Genomic DNA, 17,310 nt, shown 5'->3' with positions numbered 1-17,310 from the left:
TAACATTTCATTTTTCATATCTGTGTGGAGATTTAGGTTTATTGGATCTATCGTTATTCCATGTGTCGTCAAATTTAATACTCAAGATTACAGGAACTTTCTCCGCTAAAACAGGTGCTACACCTTTTTTTGGCAATAAGGCATATTCATGCTTTGGTATCCAAATGATATCGTCGGCAAATTGCTGTCTAAAGGCCACTGTACAAGACCAAAAAAATAAAGAAGCAGCAATAAATGATTGGGATGCTATTTTTCTCATTTTAGTTCTCATTTTCATTAATTAACCATATATTCGTTATATTGAGTTGATAGTACATAGCAAAACTACTTGCTACATCACTGTTTCGGTTAGATCAATAGCCATTTTTTAAAAGGTAATACGTAATCCTGCCGAAAATCGATAATTAAAAACATCATCTTTATCCAAAAAGGAAATAGGCGTCTCTGCTAGTAATATCAACAGCAAATAATCCGTGATATATTTTTCTAACTCTAAACCTAATTGGGCGACTATATTAAAACGTTTAGAACAATACTCCCAACAAGCATGATGGAACTCATAGCTCCCTTGACATCCTAATAAACAATTCAGAAAGGTAGATTCGTAATGATTGAACAAGTTATAGTGGTAAGTATTGTATACCGTTAATAGGTTTTTGTTAGAAAATCCACCAGATAATTTCATATGCCATATTTCATTAATGTGATATGCATATCCTGCAGAAACCCCATGAATTTTATGTGACATACCATAGCTCACTTCCATACCATGGCAACCATGGGTATGAATAGGCCTTTGCAAAACATAAACACTACTAGGTTTACCAAATACACTAAAAGTCAAACCTAAAAAAGCAACCAGACTTATGATTATTTTCTGTTTAAACATGACAATATTAGATTAAATGCAATTGTTACAGCTTTGCATGATATCCTCTCGGCTCTAACTCCCTACCAAATAAAATCTTTTCTTTAATTTCACTTCTTGATAATCCAAAAGCAGGTTTAATATCCTCAAAGTAGCCTGAACGAATTCCGACAGCTTCTGTTAGGACAAATAAAGGATCATCAAACATACACACACAATCTCTAGGTGTTTCACGGATATCGGACCCTAATCGTTGCATATTTACCTTAGCACCATGCTTAATAAGAGCTATGAATATCTTATCAGATACATCCTGACTAGTTCTTTCAAAAAGCATATTATCTGCTGCATGATACAGAGGAGTATTATTTGTTACAGGGTCTTGGTATGTAGGATCAGCACCATAGTCTAATAACAAGGAGACCATCTCATAATTAGACTGACGAACTGCTTCTTCTAAAGCCGAATTGGTAACGGTTGACTCATTTGGATTGCCACCTTTTTCTAATAAAAACTTTAACTTTGGCATATCTTTTTGCTTAACTGCATTTAACGTACTGAATGCACTCATGGTTGGAGTAGTAGCACTAGAAACTATTTTTTGAATCATATCTGCTGATAGACTACCACGGCAATTAGGACAGTTAATGGTTCTATGATTTTGGTGTTGGCTCAATACATTTTGTGTAATGCACCTGAAGTGGAACTTATGACCACAATCCAACGGGATAACAGGAAATATTTTATCCCTAGAATCCTGTACGCCTTCTATACAGATACTACACTGCCAAGCTTTGTTTACCAATTTTGAATGCCTTGAAAAACCATCTGGGGAAAGGATACCTTCCAAAGCTTCATGCTTATTGGCTATAGCCAACATCAAAGGTGTAAAGCCACTCTTGCTTTTAGCAGTTTTACTGGCACCTTTAGCAATAAGCAGTTCAACGATCTCTTTGGACCCTCGTCTGGAAGCCCAATGAAGCGGTGTGAATTTATAAGGATTATCTGTATTGTGAACCAGAGAAGGTGATTTATCTAAAATATGTTTTACTACATTCAGGTGACCATCTCTACATGCCCAGTGAATAGGAGTTAAGCCCACTGAATCTTTCTTATCTATATCAGCAAAATGACATAGAATTACATCAAGGATTTCTTGATTGGTCTTAACCCTTAAAGAATTTAAAATACTTGAATTGCCATCCTTTTCAAATATTACCTCTGCTCCATACGATAGTAACAATGAGACCATTGCTTTGTTTTCCGAAAGAACAGCTACATTAATAGGATTGTTACTTACATTAGCTATATTCGGATTAGCGCCTAACTTTAAAAGTTTTCTCGCCTTTTTTAAATCATTTTTTCTAACAGCTTGTAACAAAAGCGTACTTCTTTTATTAACTTCATTAATATCTTTTTGCCACTCTAGGTCTAACTTAGCAGCCTCATCTGGAGGCAGGTTAGAAACTAAGAGATCATATATCTCTCTGGATACATCATCTTTTTCATATCGCACATAGTCCAAAACCTTTGACCTTCCATCTTCTTGAAAGATGATTTTAGCTCCATGAAAGAGTAATAAAAAGAGACCATTGCTTTGTTTCTTTTACGAACAGCTACCTCAATAGGATAGTTGCCTTTATAGATAACATTTGGATCGATGCCTAATTCCAATAAGCGACGTACTTCTTTTAAGTCACCAAAATGAACCGACTTATATAAAGGAGGAAGATTACCATCATCTATTTCATTGATATTCAAATCCTCCTTATCAGAATCTTTCTTTTGATTCAGCTGATTATGCTCAACTTTTGGTTTAACCTCTGTTTTTCCACAAGTAGTAGCCAAACAACTACAAACTAAAAAACATAAATAATATAATGATAATTTCATATATTTTTGCTATATTTATAAATATAGCAAAAATATATGAAATTATTTTAAAACATACAAAAATTTTTAACTAAAAAATTATATATCTACATATACTCCAAAAGTAAATCTATATCTTTTTCTATTTTCCTTTGATTGTCTAGAATATCTTCATTACTAACCTTTGTAACATCTGGTAAATCTTTTAACAACTCATCTTTAAAGTTTTTGTCATAGGACAACACATTCTTAAATTGTTCTTGAAAAAATACGCTATCACTTTCTACTACTTTCCCCGCAAAAAATCCCACACCAAAACTTGAAAACTCATTAGGTTTGATCAACTCTTGTTCATGTATAGTGATATTTTCACCATGCGTAGTATGATGACCTTGAGTATTACTGTGACAGGTTTCTGAAGAACTTGTAGACTTGATCGTATGTTCTTCCTTTCCAAAAATAGAACTGGCATATCTAGAAGACTCCACACAACAGTTGCCCATAAATTGATTGCTTAGGGTACCTTGTATCTTTTTAGCACCTATACTGCTATAGGTATCTTCTAATTGGGCATTCGATTGTATGCAAGAAATAGTACTAATACCGTATTTTCTTGCCGTAGCTGGAACTTCTGCAAGACCTGGGATGTATAAGGTAGGTAGCTCATCTATAGCTACAAAACCCTTCGTTCTATTGTGCCCATACATGGATTTAAAACATATGGTAATCAATAGAGATATAACTGGACTGAAAGCTGATTTGGAAGGTGGGAAGTTGCCTATACAGAGTATGGTTGGAGCAATATTATCGTTGATAGTTAGTTGTATTTCATTTTTACTCAATACCCAAAATAGGTTCTTATCAATCAGTGGTTGTAAGCTCGTTTTAAAGCTTGCTATGATACCTATTAGTTGACCTGATGATTTATCTCCGCCTTTATAAGCATCAAATATGGAACTTGCATAGGAATAGGCTTCTGAGTCTTTTTCTATTAAACCTAATATTTTATCAATAGGCTTAGTAGCTAACGTTACTACATGTGGCAACGTACAACAACTTTTTGCCTGATTAGATAAGTAAACGATAATGCCTTTTAGAAGAGACTTAGTACTTAAGTACCAAAAATCATCTTTCCCTCCAGGATTAAGATTTTTTAAAAATACGGTTACATATTCTTCTAAATAGGCTCTATTCGATATGTATATAGGATCAATAGGATTGATGCGACTACTCTTGTTGAGATCTGTGAAGTTAATCGTCTTAAAAGCAACATTTTTCCTGTCCTTTTCTGGTAATTTTAAATAACAATTATATACAAATTTAGACAGGCAATAGCTTATTTTTGGATCTATTGGATTTCCTTCAAAATCATAATCATATACAAGTCCACAATAACCTTTTTGGATCATTTCATATAATATTGGCTCTAAAATATATCTGGTTTTACCACTTCCAAGACCCCCTAGTATATAAATTCCTCTCTGAGGATTATTGATGAGCAATAGACCATTTTTAGTAGGTAAAGCAATACTAAAAGATGACTTTTTATCATAAAATTTAGGACTAATAATTAAATTTTTGTCTTTTTTTATAGAAGGTTTTATATCTCTATAAAACCAAAATGGAAGTGCAAAAGCAGTAAAAAACAGTATAAATAGATAAGGTATTAACCATTCGCGTGATTTTATAAAATCATACCTGGATAAATAGATATATATTCTTTCAAAAAATATAAAATAAAAGGTAAACAGTAACCATAAAAATAATAATACTGTAGATACAAAACCATTTTTTTTACAGAAAGATTTTGATAAAAATAGCTTTAATCTATCCCATGCTAGAAAACAAATAGAAACTACTAAAATCAGGCGAGTATAGCACCCAAATCCTGAATAGAATTCTAAATCAACTGCCCATTTCAAGTATCGGTCATTAACACAAATTCTACTGATTTTCAACAAGTAAAGTAACTGAAATAGAAATAAAGCTAGAAAAAAATAAAAGGTTAACATCAATGGTATATCACTAATATTTTAGTTCTTTTCTTATATGTCTTGACTTTTTCATTGGCTCACAATATACTCTAATAGCTTCTTCTATTTTTTCTTGTATAGAAAACGCAGATATTTTCAGAAAAGCATTCATATCAATTCCTTCTTTAACTAGTTTTGATACAATTATTTTAATTTTATCTTCCATATTTATATAATTTTTTTATATTATATAATATAGTAATTTTTTAAAGAAATCATAATTTCTTACTTTTATTTTTACCTTTTAAATTATTTTCTAATTCTTCTATTTTTGAGTAAAACATTCCAGTTACCTCTACTATTTTTTCCTTTTTATATCCAAGTATCAACATTCTATTAGCTATTTCTAATAGCTTTTTTTTAGCCCCTAAATATTTTCCATAAGCTATAGGGCTTATATTCTCTATTTCTTTTGTAGACAGTCCAGATGACTTAAGAATGATATCCATATCGACTCCTTCTTGAATAAGTTTTTCTACAATTGTTTTAACATTATTTTCCATATTCGTATATATTAATTAGTGAAATTATAAAGGTTTAAATATAGTATAATATTACATAAATCTTACCTTTATATAATGAACATTTTTTCCCATTTGCTTGCTATTTTGAAAGTATAGCGGCCAATGGATTTGGTCTTACGGAGTAAGGCGTAGTAGCTCATTACACCTTACTCCGTAAGGAATATTCGTTTTCGGCTAGTCATGCCTATGTTTTTACTATCCTATGAGAGCAAGCTAATGGGAAAAAATATCTGTATATCCGGTTTCTATTTTAGGTTAACGTATCAGTATTATGGCATTTGCAACATTTAACATTAAAGGATATAAAAGTGGATTAGTAGGTATTGGTAAGCATATAGATAGGTCGTGCAGAGAAGCTAAAAAAACAGGAAACTTTGAAGATGAAGAAGAGAGGTATTTAACTGCAGAATTAGGTTTACACATAGATCCATCTAGAACATACTTAAATGAAGAGTGGGTTAATACAGGTGGCAAATCATTACCTGAACTTGTTGAACAAAGGATATCAGAAGGTTATAAGCTATCTAAAGCTATTCGTTTAGATGCAGTTAAAGCTTTAGGTTTAGTTATGACCGGTAGTCATGATCGAATGAAAGAAATAGAATCCAATGAAAAGTTATTTGAAAGTTGGAAGCAAGCTAATTGGGATTTTGCTTGTAGGGAATTTGGTGGAGAAAAAAATATTGTTCGATTTTCTATACATAGAGATGAAAGAACACCACATATTCATTGTGTAGTAGTTCCAATAACACCAGATGGTAGGTTAAGTGCTAAATACTATAAGGATGGTATCATAAAGTTACAAGGTTATCAAAATAGATATGCAGAAGTTATGTCACCATTTGGATTAGAACGTGGTATAGAGGTATCGTTAACTGGTAGAAAACACACCACTTCAAAAGAATACTATAAAAGTATAAATAAAATTGAGAGAGAGATAGCAACAGAAACTAAATATATAAATACCTTAAATCCTTTTCATCGTGAACAGGCTAAAGAAGAGTTAGAAAAAGTACAGGATAAACTCTGTTCTTTAGCAGAAGAAAATTCACGCCTTAAACAGGATCTAACTTATACACAAAATACTCATAAAACACTTATAGAAAATAGGATCAAAGATGATTTAGAAAAAGTTAAAAGAGAAGTTAATCTAATTCAACATGCCGCTTCCATGGGTTATGTTTTAGATAAAGAAAAAAGCTCTAATACTTGGGCCGTTATGGAAAAAGAAAATGATAAAATTTTGATTAAAAATGGACCTAATCAGAATGGTCATTGGATGTATAAATCTTTAGTAGATGAACAAGAGAAAGGAACCATTGTAGATTTTATGCAAAAACGTGGATTTAGTTATCAGAGTATTTGTGGGTTGTCTAGCAGGCATTTAGATGATCGGGTTATTAAAGATCAAAAATTATTGTCTATAGAAATAGAAGATATTTCATCCCAACGGTATATTGCTCAAGAGGCGTTTGATAAAGTTGTAGAACATAAAAAAGGTAATTATCTGTCTTGTAGGGGTATTTATGAAGCTACCTATGAGTGTTATTCAGATGTTAAAGTAGGTAACCAAGCTGTATTTGCCTTATACAGGGATATAGATAATAACGGAAAAGGTACTATATGCAGCACCATTAGCTATCAATTTGATGCTAAAGGTACTATGTCAGATAATGGATGTTTTAATAGCACTAAATATTTCCAAAAAGGGCTTCCTCGTGGTTTATCTGTATTAGTTGACTCTGATGTACCTGTAAAGCATATTGTGGTCTCAGAAAGCCCTATAGACGCTTTAAGCTATAAGCAATTGAATAAGATGTTAGAAGGGACTATGTATATATCTACTTGCGGTAGTTTGTCTGAAGGTGTTAAAAAGGAGCTTACTAATGTGTTGTCTAATGCTAGGGAGAATGGACAGTCAGTAACACTAGCTTTTGATAGTGATAAAGCGGGGAGGAAGATGGATAGAGAGGTTCGTGAGTTAGCTGATACGTGTCGGGTAAACTGTAAATCGTCCATACCATCTCAGTTTAAGGATTGGAATGAAGAATTGGTGTCTGGTTTAGGAAATCAAGAAATGCTTAGAAAACTTCAAAAGGAGTTGGTAACTAGTGGGCAGGAACATGAGTTGCGTAAGCAACGCGAAAGGGGGCCGACTGTAATGGGAATGGAAATTCCTTTCGATTAGGAGATGGAAAGTATCCATTATATGTATCCGTGTTTGTCTATTTTCTATTGATACTTCTGAAGACACTTGTATTATAGTTATTAATCTGAATATCAAGTTATTATATATATGTATATGTGTTTCATTTTAAAAGTAGACATATGTACATATACAATCTACTCATAATCAGCTTGATTTATGTTTACTGAAGTGTCTGTTGAAGTGTCTATGTGAGTATGTGTAATGTTAGATTAAATCATACACATAAAATTTTAATAACCAATATAATATGTATAATTCATGTATCTAATAAAGTGTATTTTTATTTTTATACATGTGTTTTTATAAGTACTACATGTATAATAAACTTATAATCAATGTATTATATATTTCATATGGATTATTTTGCTTCGTTTATAAACTATAAAATATGCATATGGATTAGAAAAATGGCGTTTATATGGTACAAAAATAGGTATACTAATGTAAGAATGTAAGATAATGTAGGATGTATATTCGTATATATTACATTAATGATATTACTGAAAATCAAATAATTAAAATACTGAATGTAAGAATGTAAGATAAAATTAAAATAACTATAAATATATGTAGTTTATACACATATATTAACATATATGTATACAGGTACATAATATATTTAAAGATATTATTTTATCTTACATTCTTACATTTAACAAACTTTTGTGTTGATTATTAGTATTTTATTAATGTATGGTTTAATAGTGTAATTCTTACATTTAATTACATTTTTACATGAAGTTTAAAAATGTTTAAACTTTTTATATGAAAAGTTTGTTTTATACCATAGAATTATATAATTTTGGAGCATGAATGATAAAGAACCAAAAATTACCAGGAATTACAGTTTAAAGATGTCTCACGAGGACTACATGTCCCTACGTGCTGTGCACACTGATGCTTTAAATAAGGGCTTTAATATTACGTTAAAAGGTGTTATTCAAAGCTGTATTGACATAGTCAATGCGGATGGTATTAAGGAAAATTATTTTAAGTTCTTTGAAAGAAATAGTAGAAAGGCATAAAAAAAGCCTCCCGAGGAAGGCTAGTTTTTAATTTATTTGGCTGGTACCCAGATCAATGAAAGAATTATACTTCCAAGGATTAAAACTTAAACTTATGATAACAAAAGAGAAAATCCTGGAAAAGGTAGGGGGAGAGGAATACCTCATCCGCTACTTGGTTCCCACATTTAGATCAAATTTAAGAAAAAAAAATTACAAGTCAATATTTTCAGAAAAAGATGATAGACCAAGTATGTCTATTTATCAAGAAAAAGGGACTTGGAAATTTAAATCATTTAATACAGGTCACCAGGGAGATGCCTTTAAAATGTGGGCGGATTATTATGGGCTAGACTGTAGAACACAATTTAAGGAACTTTTAGAATTAATTGACCAAGAAATGTGTTTGGGGTTGTGTGATAATAAAGGTCAAAATGTCATTCATAAACCTATCTATTCTAATACATCTATAGTTAAAAAACCTGAATCTTCTTTACCTTCTCAAACACTTTCTATTGAGTATATACCTTACTCAGAATCTTTTATTTCTAAGTTATATCTAGAATACTGGTCACAGTATGGTATTGATCAATCTGTTTTAGAAAGGTTTGATGTTAAACAGGTGGCTTTTTTATCTTATACAAGTAATTCTGGTCGATCTTTATCCTTCAAATATGCTGAAAAGCATCAGATTGTAGCAGCCTATCATATATCTGGTAGGGTTAAAGTCTATATCCCATCAATAGAATGTTCTTTTTCAAGTGATCCATATTTTAAAGGTCAAAAGAAATCATTTTCTTATAAAAACCAAACTAAAGATGATGTTTTTGGGTTGGTTCAATTACCTGAAGGAAATTTAGATTATGTCCTGTTTACAGCAGGGGAGAAAGATTGTATGAGTGCTTATGCTCATGGGTTTGTTAATGTTATTTCTCTGCAGTCAGAGCATCAGATGCCTAGTGATGATTTGTTGAGAGTTTTATGTAGTAAGACTTTCGTACTACTATGTTGTTATGATAATGATGAGGCAGGGAAGAATGCTTCTAAGAAGTTACGAGATTCTTTTGGTATTGTATCCGTTCAATTGCCAGGAGATGTAAAGGATATAGCGGAATACTTTCAAAGGTATACTACTAATGATTTTCAGATACTTATAGATTCTAGTGTACAACAGGTACAATCTATTACAGTAAATTCTATTAATAACCATAACGTTAGAAAATCATGTAGTACTAAACGCAGTAAAGTGAAAGCCTATTTAAGTAATAAGTTTAATTTTCGATTGAATGTAGTTACTCAAGAGCGTGAAATGAGTATTAAGCGTAATCCTGATTTATGGAAAAAAATTAACGTAAATGAACTAAGAGATAATTTAGATAGACACAATTTTGAGTGTTCTTTAGATTTGATTAACTGCATATTAAAGTCTTTTTTTGTAGAACGTTTTAATCCTATAGAATCTTATTTTTTATCTTTTGAAGGAAATGAATTTGATGGTAGTAAGGATTATATTCGTCAACTGGCTAATTACGTTCATTTAAAGGATCCTACGTCTGAAAGTAATCAATATTGGTATACACATCTCAGGAAGTGGATGATTAGGTCTATTCGTACGGTTTTTGAACCAGAAGGGATCAATAAACATGCCTTAATTTTATGTTCTGTAAAGGAAAATATAGGTAAAAGTTATTTTTGTCGGTTTTTATGTCCTCGCTCTCTTATAAAGTATTACAATGGTAACCCGGTTATTAGTAATGAGAAAGATGCACAAAAATCCCTTATCAGAAACTTTATTATAAATTTAGATGAATTGCATCAGCTTCGATCTAATTCAGAGGTAATTAAGGCTTGGATTTCTCAGCCTTATGTTAATGTCCGTTTGCCTTATCAAGAAGATGAAATAACGGCCCCTCGTATAGCTTCTTTTTTAGGTAGTACCAATAATGTTGAATTTTTACGATCAGATTTGGGTAATAGTAGATGGATTAGTTTTGAGGTAGATTCTATTGATTATTTAGATGATGAAGCCATATATATATTGGAGAAAGCCTGGGAGGAGGCTTATCATTTGTATAAATTTGATAATTGTAGTGGAGAATTAAGTGAAAAGGAATTTTTAGAGTTAAAAATTCGTTCTGATCAATTTAAGACTAAATCTACAGAGGTCGAGTTAATCGTACAGTATCTTTCACCTTCTACTAAATCAGAGGGGGAATTTATGACAGCTACAGATATACTTAGATATTTGCAGGGAATTGTTGGTACTACTATTAGACTGAATACTAAATTAGTTGGGAGTGCGTTAAGAGAAGCTGGGTTTGATCGAGTAGCTATTACTAATAAATATGGTTACTGGGTTTTACGTCACATGAGTTATAGATAACTATTCGTATTACTGGAATTGTAAGAATACATTTTCCTTGTATAGTAATTTTTAGTTTAAACTAAACTAAATAAGTTTGAACTGAACTGAACTAATTTAGTTTGGTTCAATATATTTTATTAAAATATGGAAAGAGGAATCATAGTAGCATTTTTACAAGTAAAAGGAGGTTCTGGAAAGTCAACGTTAACTCAGAATTTATCTGTTTCTTTCGCGCATAGTAATCTAAAAGTTAAAATTGTAGATTGCGATATACGTCAAAGAACTTGTTCTAAATGGGTATCTAGGCGTAATGAATATCATCCTGAAAAGCCTCAGGTGTTTTCTTCTATTCAGGTAGATGATTTAAGAAACTCGGTTGTCGAAGATTCTAAAAATTATGATGTTGTGATAATAGATGTACAGGGTAGTGATAGTAAAAGTTTAAGAACATCTTTGTTAATTTCTGATATTGTATATATCCCATTTACACCTTCTCAAAATGATATTGAAGTTATAGAAGAGTTTTGTTGGTTATTAGAAGAAACCCATTGTCAAAATAACCACCGTAAGACTTTTTACATACTAAATAATTGCTCTGTTCATTACTTAGATCAATCTATTAGTGATGCAGAGTTATTTTTTCAGGATTATACGCATGTATTGTCTCCTTCTCAGATTAAGGTTTATAATAGAAAGGTATATAAGGTAGCTTCATCTGAAGGTTTTGGGGTTATAGAAATGAACGACTTAAAGTCAAGAATTGAAATATTAAATCTAAAAAAAGAGGTAGAATCTTATGTCTAGTTTTAAAAAAAATAGAGTTATTCCTAGTATAACAGAAAAAGGTGATGCTATAGTTAGTAGAGCAGAGGATATATCCACTTCTGTAGTAGGCAATAAACATGTCAAAGAAATAACGGTACCATTTACAAAAGAGATGTCAGAACTATTAGAAAAAATATTTCTTTATTTTGATGGAGATGTGTCCAGGAGAAAGCTTTGTTCTAAGTATCTTTTAAACTCATTACGTTCAGAGGTAGAAAAGTTTAAACTAAACTAATCTAATCTGGTTTAGTTTAAACTAGTTTAATTTAGTTCAGTTTTTATTTCTATAATATACCGTTAGCCATAAAAACATGTAGAATGTATTAATAAATGAAAATCAGTTTCTATACCTAATTTAAACTATGTACGATCGGTAGAGCATAATGATAATTAGTATTTATATGTTTAGACTATAGCCTAAATTGGCATACGTTTCTGATTCCAATTCTTAATTGTTTGAGTAAGACGCCTTGGTTAAAAAGTTTGCATAAGTCTACACCTGAGTCTAGCAATACGTTTATCTCCTTTCTGATCACGTCTTTAGGTGTATTTTTACTGTATAATTTAAGGGTGAAATGCTATAGAAATAGACAACCTATAAAATATATACACACTTAAATACAAAAACCCCTCTACTATATAATATTGTTTTATCGCTTCTCTGACCCTTGATAAACATCAATATCAATATTTAACCATTTTCCTGTTTTTAAAAAGGCTGGTACAACATGGATATCTTTCAAGGCTTGAACATCAAAAAATTGATAGGTTTTAACCAGACCATCTTGATCTAACCAATTCTTAGGAAGTTCATCCACAATTATTGCTGCAGTAAAGTAGACTTCTATCTTATGTACATTGTATTTTTTATCAAAAAATTCTGCAACATAGACAATCTGGTTTGGTTTAACATCAATTCCAGTTTCTTCCTTTACTTCTCTTACCATACAATCTGGAAGCATTTCACTTGAGTTTAAGTGCTCACCAGGTGTATACCAAAGCTTATAATTATTGCTCACAAGTAACAATTTCCTATTTTTTACTATTAGCGCTCTAGCTGTTACTTGTACAGTGTAATCTTTCATTTTGTTATGCTTGTTTATATAATTTTAATGCTAAGCACCTATTAGATCCATTATGCGATAAATCATATGATAGAATCATTAACATCTATTTTTTAAATAAACCATATGTTATAACTTATATGCTTCAATTATAATTACATTACAGGTTTTAATTTCACCAGGAATGAATCTCGTTTCAATGCATCATAGAAAAACGTTCTTAACATAAACGTATACTCATTACCATCTATATCTTTTAATACACAAGGATTATGCTCGATTTTGCATAAACTATCGCATGAAATCCATTTAAAGTTATCTTTCTCCCTATAAGTATCCTTATCTTGCTGATTGACTGCCTTACATAACACATCAGCAGGATAAAAATCATTTACTCTCAGTAAGATATATACTTCTTCTCTAATACACCCATCCTTTTTCTTATGCTCACTATAACAAACCACACCATTATTCAATAAGTCATTGGGATCCAACTGATATATGCCTCCACTTTCCTCTTTTGATTCGCGAATAGCAGCTTCTAAAAAACTTTCACCTGTTTCCACACTTCCACCTAATTCATACCATGTTCCCCCATCACATTTTCCTACTCGTTCTCTACCTAATAAGACAAAACTTTCTTGTTTATCATTAGTATAGCAAAGCAAAACACCAACACTGGCTTTTATCTTATTTTTTAATCTTTTTTTAAGTATAGTGCTACTGTCATAACTACACACTGTTGAGCCACATTCCGATTGTTCTTGAATAGGAATCTTGTTTTTATTGGGCAACATACCGGTTCTATGCTCCATGTAGCTACAAACAACAAGACATAGATAAAAAAGTATACATAAACGAAACATAGCAAATAGGATTTTTCTTTTAATCTGATTATTATCCATTATATAGTATATGTATGCGCATATATTATAACACTTAATACAAAAATTAAATGAATATTATATGCCATTACCATTCAGGATGGAAGTATTCACTTAATTTTATTAAATTTTATTATAGTGTTTTGCTAAAAACGTAAAAATATAGATAAGCCATGGATATAGACCTATTGATCATAATAGTTATTCTTAGTAACTACACTGGCAATAGGATTATACTGTAGTAGATCAGTTGCTACATTTAGAGACTATGCAGTAGGCAGTAGAAATATGTCTACTTGGGTCATTATCGTTTCTTTAATAGCTACCTATGGAGGGAATTTTTTACATACCCAACTGACTGGTTACTACTATCAAAGATTATATATGTTGCTACTAAGTTTAGGTAGCCCACTTAGGTTTTATTTAGCCTCTCAGTTCATTATTGTTAGAATGAAAGAGTGGCTAGGAGATTTTTCCATTGCTGAATCTATGGGTAGGCTATGTGGAAGATCTGTTCGCATTCTTACAGCCATCTTTGGTATTATAGTAACAATAGCTAAGATTTCTGCTCAGTTTAAAATTAGTCTAATTATTATTGAATCTATTACTTCTTGTAACGCACCAGCATATGCTAATTATTACACAATCATTTTAGGACTATTAGTTACGGCTTACACTATTTTAGGTGGGGCTAGGTCTGTAGCGCTAACAGATGTTTATCAATTTTGTTTCTTCAGTATTTGTTTGCCTATTTTAACTTTTACTCTTTTATACAATTCTCAAAATACATGGATTAATTGGCAAAAATTTGTCAATATGTCACAGTTTAATTTATCTCAAATAGCCACTTGGGATATATCTCCTATATGGGATAATTCTTTAGTTCATCTGTTTACTTATTTCATTTGGCATTCCATATTTACTTTTGATCCAGCGCAAATACAGCGTTTTTATATGTCTTCTTCTATTCAACAAGCCACCAAAGTATTTTTTAAAAGTGGCACAATTCGGATCATTTTTTCGCTGCTATTTTTAGTTGTTATTGCTGCTTTATATACAAGTGGCAATAGTGTTCCACCTAAACAAAAAATACTAGACTATATTATTCAGCTTAATCATTTTCCTGGAATCAAAGGATTGCTTATAACAGCTATTATTGCTTTATGTATTTCTACTGTTGACTCTTATTTGCATACAGGTTCTGTGTTATTTGCTAATGATATATGGCCTTTCATAAGCGGTTCTAGAGAACGAACCGATAAATATTCTCTAAGAGTTGTACGAATATCCTCTGGTTTAATAGGTATAGCTACCATTCTGATCACATTACATACATATGAGCAATATTAGACAATTTTTAAATAAAGTATTTTATTTCTATACTCCTTCGGTTACAGTTCCAATGATTATGGCTTGTTTTGGATTTAGACCCCGTTCGGCTACTGTCTTATGTTCGATGGGCATCAACACAGCTATGACGGTTTATCATATCTTTATAAAAGGACAAGCTATAAGAGAACGTGATGTATTCCTATCTCTTATATATGGTGCGTCCATTTTATTGCTCTTTCATTACCTGTTGCCTAAAAAGCCAAATACAGGATGGGTAGGTATTCCAGATGATAGTCCAGTAAAACTACAAAACCAAGAAACCAAACGTTGGTGGTTAAGAAAGCTATACTATTTTCAATCAATTTTTACTACTTCTTACTGGAAGGATATATTTCCTAAAAACGCTACTACTTTTATAGCATCAGGTATTTATTTTATTATTTACAGCTCCATACTATTTTTCTATGTGAAGCAAGTATATCTATTTTCCTACATCTACTGGTATATAGCTGTCATGGCTATAGGAACAATAGTAACCATTTATCCTATGTTTCATGCTTATAAACAGGAAGGTAATGGTTTGTTGCATGTATTATGGCCTATATTGTTATGTATTGTCTTTTTTATTTCTGGCATCACCTATATGAAGTTAAGCCATTTTTCACCTATGTCTTGCGCACTATTTATAGTAAATAAAGGTTTAAGTAGTCTATTATTACCATATACTATAACAATAGTCATGCTATCTTTTGTATTATTGATATATAGATGGATACCGCCTCATTTAGACCTTGTAAGTTATAAAGAGTTGATAACTACAGAAACAATGATAGGATTAACCATTTTACTCAGTTGTTTAGTATATCGATATCTAAGGAATACAACTAACAGACAATTACAAACTATAGCGTTAACTAGAAGCTGTGATCAACAGTATGCGCTAGATTCTCTACATAATCAAGCCAACTGGAACCGATTAGACCCTACCTATAATGGAAAAGTACTACAAGATATGGCTGATGAGTTAAACCCATATGTAGCAAGCCTACCTATACAGGAATTCCAGAAGAAGCTTTATATATTTAGCCAATCTCTGCTGAAAAGGGCTAAGGAAGAACGTACGTCTACCTTAGACTCAAAATCTATCCATAAAGTTGATATAGAGAAACTAATTCTAAAATCTTATGAAACGGTTAGAAAACTAGATATACCAATACAGTTGCTTGTAACGAAAAAAACAAAAGAAAAATATTTATTAACTGTCCCCACCACTTTTGAAAGATTATTGACTATAAATTTTTTAAACCTATGTCAGGGTAAATATATCATAGATCATACCGTTTATTTAACTATTTTAGACACACTGTTATCTTACCCTTTTCCTGAACCTAATCAGGTATCTATATATAGTACGCACGAGAAGCAGTTAAAAGCGCCCATATTATCTGCACTCGCTTTTTTTATATCTGCAGATGCAGATAGGCCAAATATATCACCTACTTACGTAGTTACAGATGAAATTAATTCATGCTGTATACCTAAAACCATCCATAGTCTGTACCAAGAAGAAAGCAGACAAATGGTACAAGCGCATGGAGGATATATAGAAACCATAGAAACAGAAACTGGTTTAGCCTGTCTCTACATATTACCTATTAATGGTAAAAAAGTTATGCAATTTAAACGATACCATACCGATGACTTATCTAATAAGGTAGCAGAAACGGATGAAAGTTTGGCTCAAGAAAAAGAGCTCATTCGTTTACTTGTAAGTAATACAACTTTAACTGAGCAAAAGGTAAAAGAAACCATTCAGTTTATTAAGAAAGCGCATGGAAGTGTTATACGTAAGTCAGGTGATCCTTATTATACCCATCCTATGGGGGTAGTTAAGATTGTATTAGAGGCTACAAAAGACGATGACACCATTTTGGCTGCTCTATTACATGATGTAGTAGAGGATACAACCGTTACATTAGAGCAAATAGAATTACTATATGGAATGGAAGTGGCTTATATAGTAGACATGATTACGCATTATAATACTTATGGGTTTCGATGGAAATTAGATAAGTCTGATAATCAAAATATATTGAATCAATGTAAGGACATTCGTGTCGTTCAGATTAAACTAGCTGATAGACTGCATAATCTACGAACTATATCTGCAAGAAAACTAGAAGACCAGAAAAGAATAGCAAAAGATACTATGGAGTTTTACATTCCATGGTCTAAAAAAAATAATGTTTTAACGTGGATATCAGAAATGGAAAATATATGTAATCAGATTTTACATATGAATCCTACATAAGATTAAATATTTGATTTAA

Annotated in this window: 15 protein-coding genes; 6 read left to right on the top strand and 9 right to left on the bottom strand. The window is 31.4% G+C overall.

Features of this window, described 5'->3' with window-relative positions; genetic code table 11:
• Positions 1-7: 7 nt before the first annotated feature.
• The 7 genes from FPG78_RS06250 to FPG78_RS06225 all read right to left on the bottom strand — a co-directional run bounded on the left by FPG78_RS06250 (position 8) and on the right by FPG78_RS06225 (position 5,276).
• The gene (locus FPG78_RS06250) at positions 8-259 is read right to left on the bottom strand and encodes a hypothetical protein (RefSeq protein ID WP_144087138.1); all 252 of its coding nucleotides are present in this window, start codon (positions 257-259) and stop codon (positions 8-10) included.
• Positions 260-367: 108 nt separating this feature from the next.
• A complete protein-coding gene (locus tag FPG78_RS06245) occupies positions 368-889 on the bottom strand; it encodes a hypothetical protein (protein ID WP_144087137.1) in 522 nt (173 codons plus the stop codon).
• A gap of 25 nt (positions 890-914) precedes the next feature.
• The gene (locus tag FPG78_RS06240; RefSeq protein WP_144087136.1) at positions 915-2,384 is read right to left on the bottom strand and encodes an ankyrin repeat domain-containing protein; all 1,470 of its coding nucleotides are present in this window, start codon (positions 2,382-2,384) and stop codon (positions 915-917) included.
• Complete coding sequence (locus FPG78_RS06235; protein WP_144087135.1) at positions 2,336-2,761, bottom strand: ankyrin repeat domain-containing protein; 426 nt, start codon at positions 2,759-2,761, stop codon at positions 2,336-2,338. The genes FPG78_RS06240 and FPG78_RS06235 overlap by 49 nt, the downstream gene beginning before the upstream one ends.
• Positions 2,762-2,847: 86 nt before the next feature.
• Complete coding sequence (locus tag FPG78_RS06230) at positions 2,848-4,698, bottom strand: type IV secretory system conjugative DNA transfer family protein (protein WP_223262077.1); 1,851 nt, start codon at positions 4,696-4,698, stop codon at positions 2,848-2,850.
• A 67-nt stretch (positions 4,699-4,765) separates the two neighbouring features.
• Positions 4,766-4,939, bottom strand: a complete 174-nt coding sequence (locus tag FPG78_RS07275) for a hypothetical protein (protein WP_186292512.1) — start codon at positions 4,937-4,939, stop codon at positions 4,766-4,768.
• Between the two features lie 49 nt (positions 4,940-4,988).
• Entirely contained in the window at positions 4,989-5,276 is a 288-nt protein-coding gene (locus FPG78_RS06225) for a hypothetical protein (protein WP_144087134.1), read from the bottom strand.
• A gap of 292 nt (positions 5,277-5,568) precedes the next feature.
• Between FPG78_RS06225 and mobV the strand changes: the two genes are divergently transcribed.
• The 4 genes from mobV (at position 5,569) to FPG78_RS06205 (ending at position 11,935) form a co-directional block, all read left to right on the top strand.
• Positions 5,569-7,485, top strand: a complete 1,917-nt coding sequence (gene mobV / locus FPG78_RS06220) for a MobV family relaxase (RefSeq protein ID WP_144087133.1) — start codon at positions 5,569-5,571, stop codon at positions 7,483-7,485.
• A 1,140-nt stretch (positions 7,486-8,625) separates the two neighbouring features.
• Positions 8,626-10,893: a VapE domain-containing protein gene (locus FPG78_RS06215; protein ID WP_144087132.1), complete on the top strand. Its 2,268-nt coding sequence runs from the start codon at positions 8,626-8,628 to the stop codon at positions 10,891-10,893.
• Positions 10,894-11,019: 126 nt separating this feature from the next.
• On the top strand, positions 11,020-11,679 hold the full coding sequence (locus tag FPG78_RS06210; protein ID WP_144087131.1) for a division plane positioning ATPase MipZ: 660 nt from the start codon (positions 11,020-11,022) through the stop codon (positions 11,677-11,679).
• Positions 11,672-11,935, top strand: a complete 264-nt coding sequence (locus tag FPG78_RS06205) for a hypothetical protein (protein WP_144087130.1) — start codon at positions 11,672-11,674, stop codon at positions 11,933-11,935. Before FPG78_RS06210 ends, FPG78_RS06205 begins: the two co-directional genes overlap by 8 nt.
• A 415-nt stretch (positions 11,936-12,350) precedes the next feature.
• Here FPG78_RS06205 and FPG78_RS06200 read toward each other — a convergent pair whose 3' ends face one another.
• Positions 12,351-12,785: an NUDIX domain-containing protein gene (locus FPG78_RS06200; RefSeq protein ID WP_144087129.1), complete on the bottom strand. Its 435-nt coding sequence runs from the start codon at positions 12,783-12,785 to the stop codon at positions 12,351-12,353.
• A gap of 134 nt (positions 12,786-12,919) precedes the next feature.
• On the bottom strand, positions 12,920-13,669 hold the full coding sequence (locus tag FPG78_RS06195; protein ID WP_144087128.1) for an NUDIX hydrolase: 750 nt from the start codon (positions 13,667-13,669) through the stop codon (positions 12,920-12,922).
• A gap of 198 nt (positions 13,670-13,867) precedes the next feature.
• Between FPG78_RS06195 and FPG78_RS06190 the strand changes: the two genes are divergently transcribed.
• Both FPG78_RS06190 and FPG78_RS06185 read left to right on the top strand, forming a co-directional pair.
• Entirely contained in the window at positions 13,868-14,998 is a 1,131-nt protein-coding gene (locus tag FPG78_RS06190) for a sodium:solute symporter family protein (protein ID WP_320411065.1), read from the top strand.
• Entirely contained in the window at positions 14,985-17,291 is a 2,307-nt protein-coding gene (locus tag FPG78_RS06185) for an HD domain-containing protein (RefSeq protein WP_144087126.1), read from the top strand. Before FPG78_RS06190 ends, FPG78_RS06185 begins: the two co-directional genes overlap by 14 nt.
• Positions 17,292-17,310: the final 19 nt, after the last annotated feature.

Origin of the sequence: Cardinium endosymbiont of Dermatophagoides farinae (assembly GCF_007559345.1) — a bacterium.
Classification (GTDB): domain Bacteria; phylum Bacteroidota; class Bacteroidia; order Cytophagales; family Amoebophilaceae; genus Cardinium.
This window is presented reverse-complemented; position numbering and strand designations above follow the sequence as displayed.

Coding starts and splice junctions, on each gene's coding strand:
- mobV (WP_144087133.1), top strand. CDS start 5,569: ATGGCATTTGCAACATTTAACATTAAAGGATATAAAAGTGGATTAGTA.
- FPG78_RS06250 (WP_144087138.1), bottom strand. CDS start 259: ATGAGAAAAATAGCATCCCAATCATTTATTGCTGCTTCTTTATTTTTT.
- FPG78_RS06205 (WP_144087130.1), top strand. CDS start 11,672: ATGTCTAGTTTTAAAAAAAATAGAGTTATTCCTAGTATAACAGAAAAA.
- FPG78_RS06185 (WP_144087126.1), top strand. CDS start 14,985: ATGAGCAATATTAGACAATTTTTAAATAAAGTATTTTATTTCTATACT.
- FPG78_RS06215 (WP_144087132.1), top strand. CDS start 8,626: ATGATAACAAAAGAGAAAATCCTGGAAAAGGTAGGGGGAGAGGAATAC.
- FPG78_RS06210 (WP_144087131.1), top strand. CDS start 11,020: ATGGAAAGAGGAATCATAGTAGCATTTTTACAAGTAAAAGGAGGTTCT.
- FPG78_RS06245 (WP_144087137.1), bottom strand. CDS start 889: ATGTTTAAACAGAAAATAATCATAAGTCTGGTTGCTTTTTTAGGTTTG.
- FPG78_RS06235 (WP_144087135.1), bottom strand. CDS start 2,761: ATGAAATTATCATTATATTATTTATGTTTTTTAGTTTGTAGTTGTTTG.
- FPG78_RS06200 (WP_144087129.1), bottom strand. CDS start 12,785: ATGAAAGATTACACTGTACAAGTAACAGCTAGAGCGCTAATAGTAAAA.
- FPG78_RS06195 (WP_144087128.1), bottom strand. CDS start 13,669: ATGGATAATAATCAGATTAAAAGAAAAATCCTATTTGCTATGTTTCGT.
- FPG78_RS07275 (WP_186292512.1), bottom strand. CDS start 4,939: ATGGAAGATAAAATTAAAATAATTGTATCAAAACTAGTTAAAGAAGGA.
- FPG78_RS06225 (WP_144087134.1), bottom strand. CDS start 5,276: ATGGAAAATAATGTTAAAACAATTGTAGAAAAACTTATTCAAGAAGGA.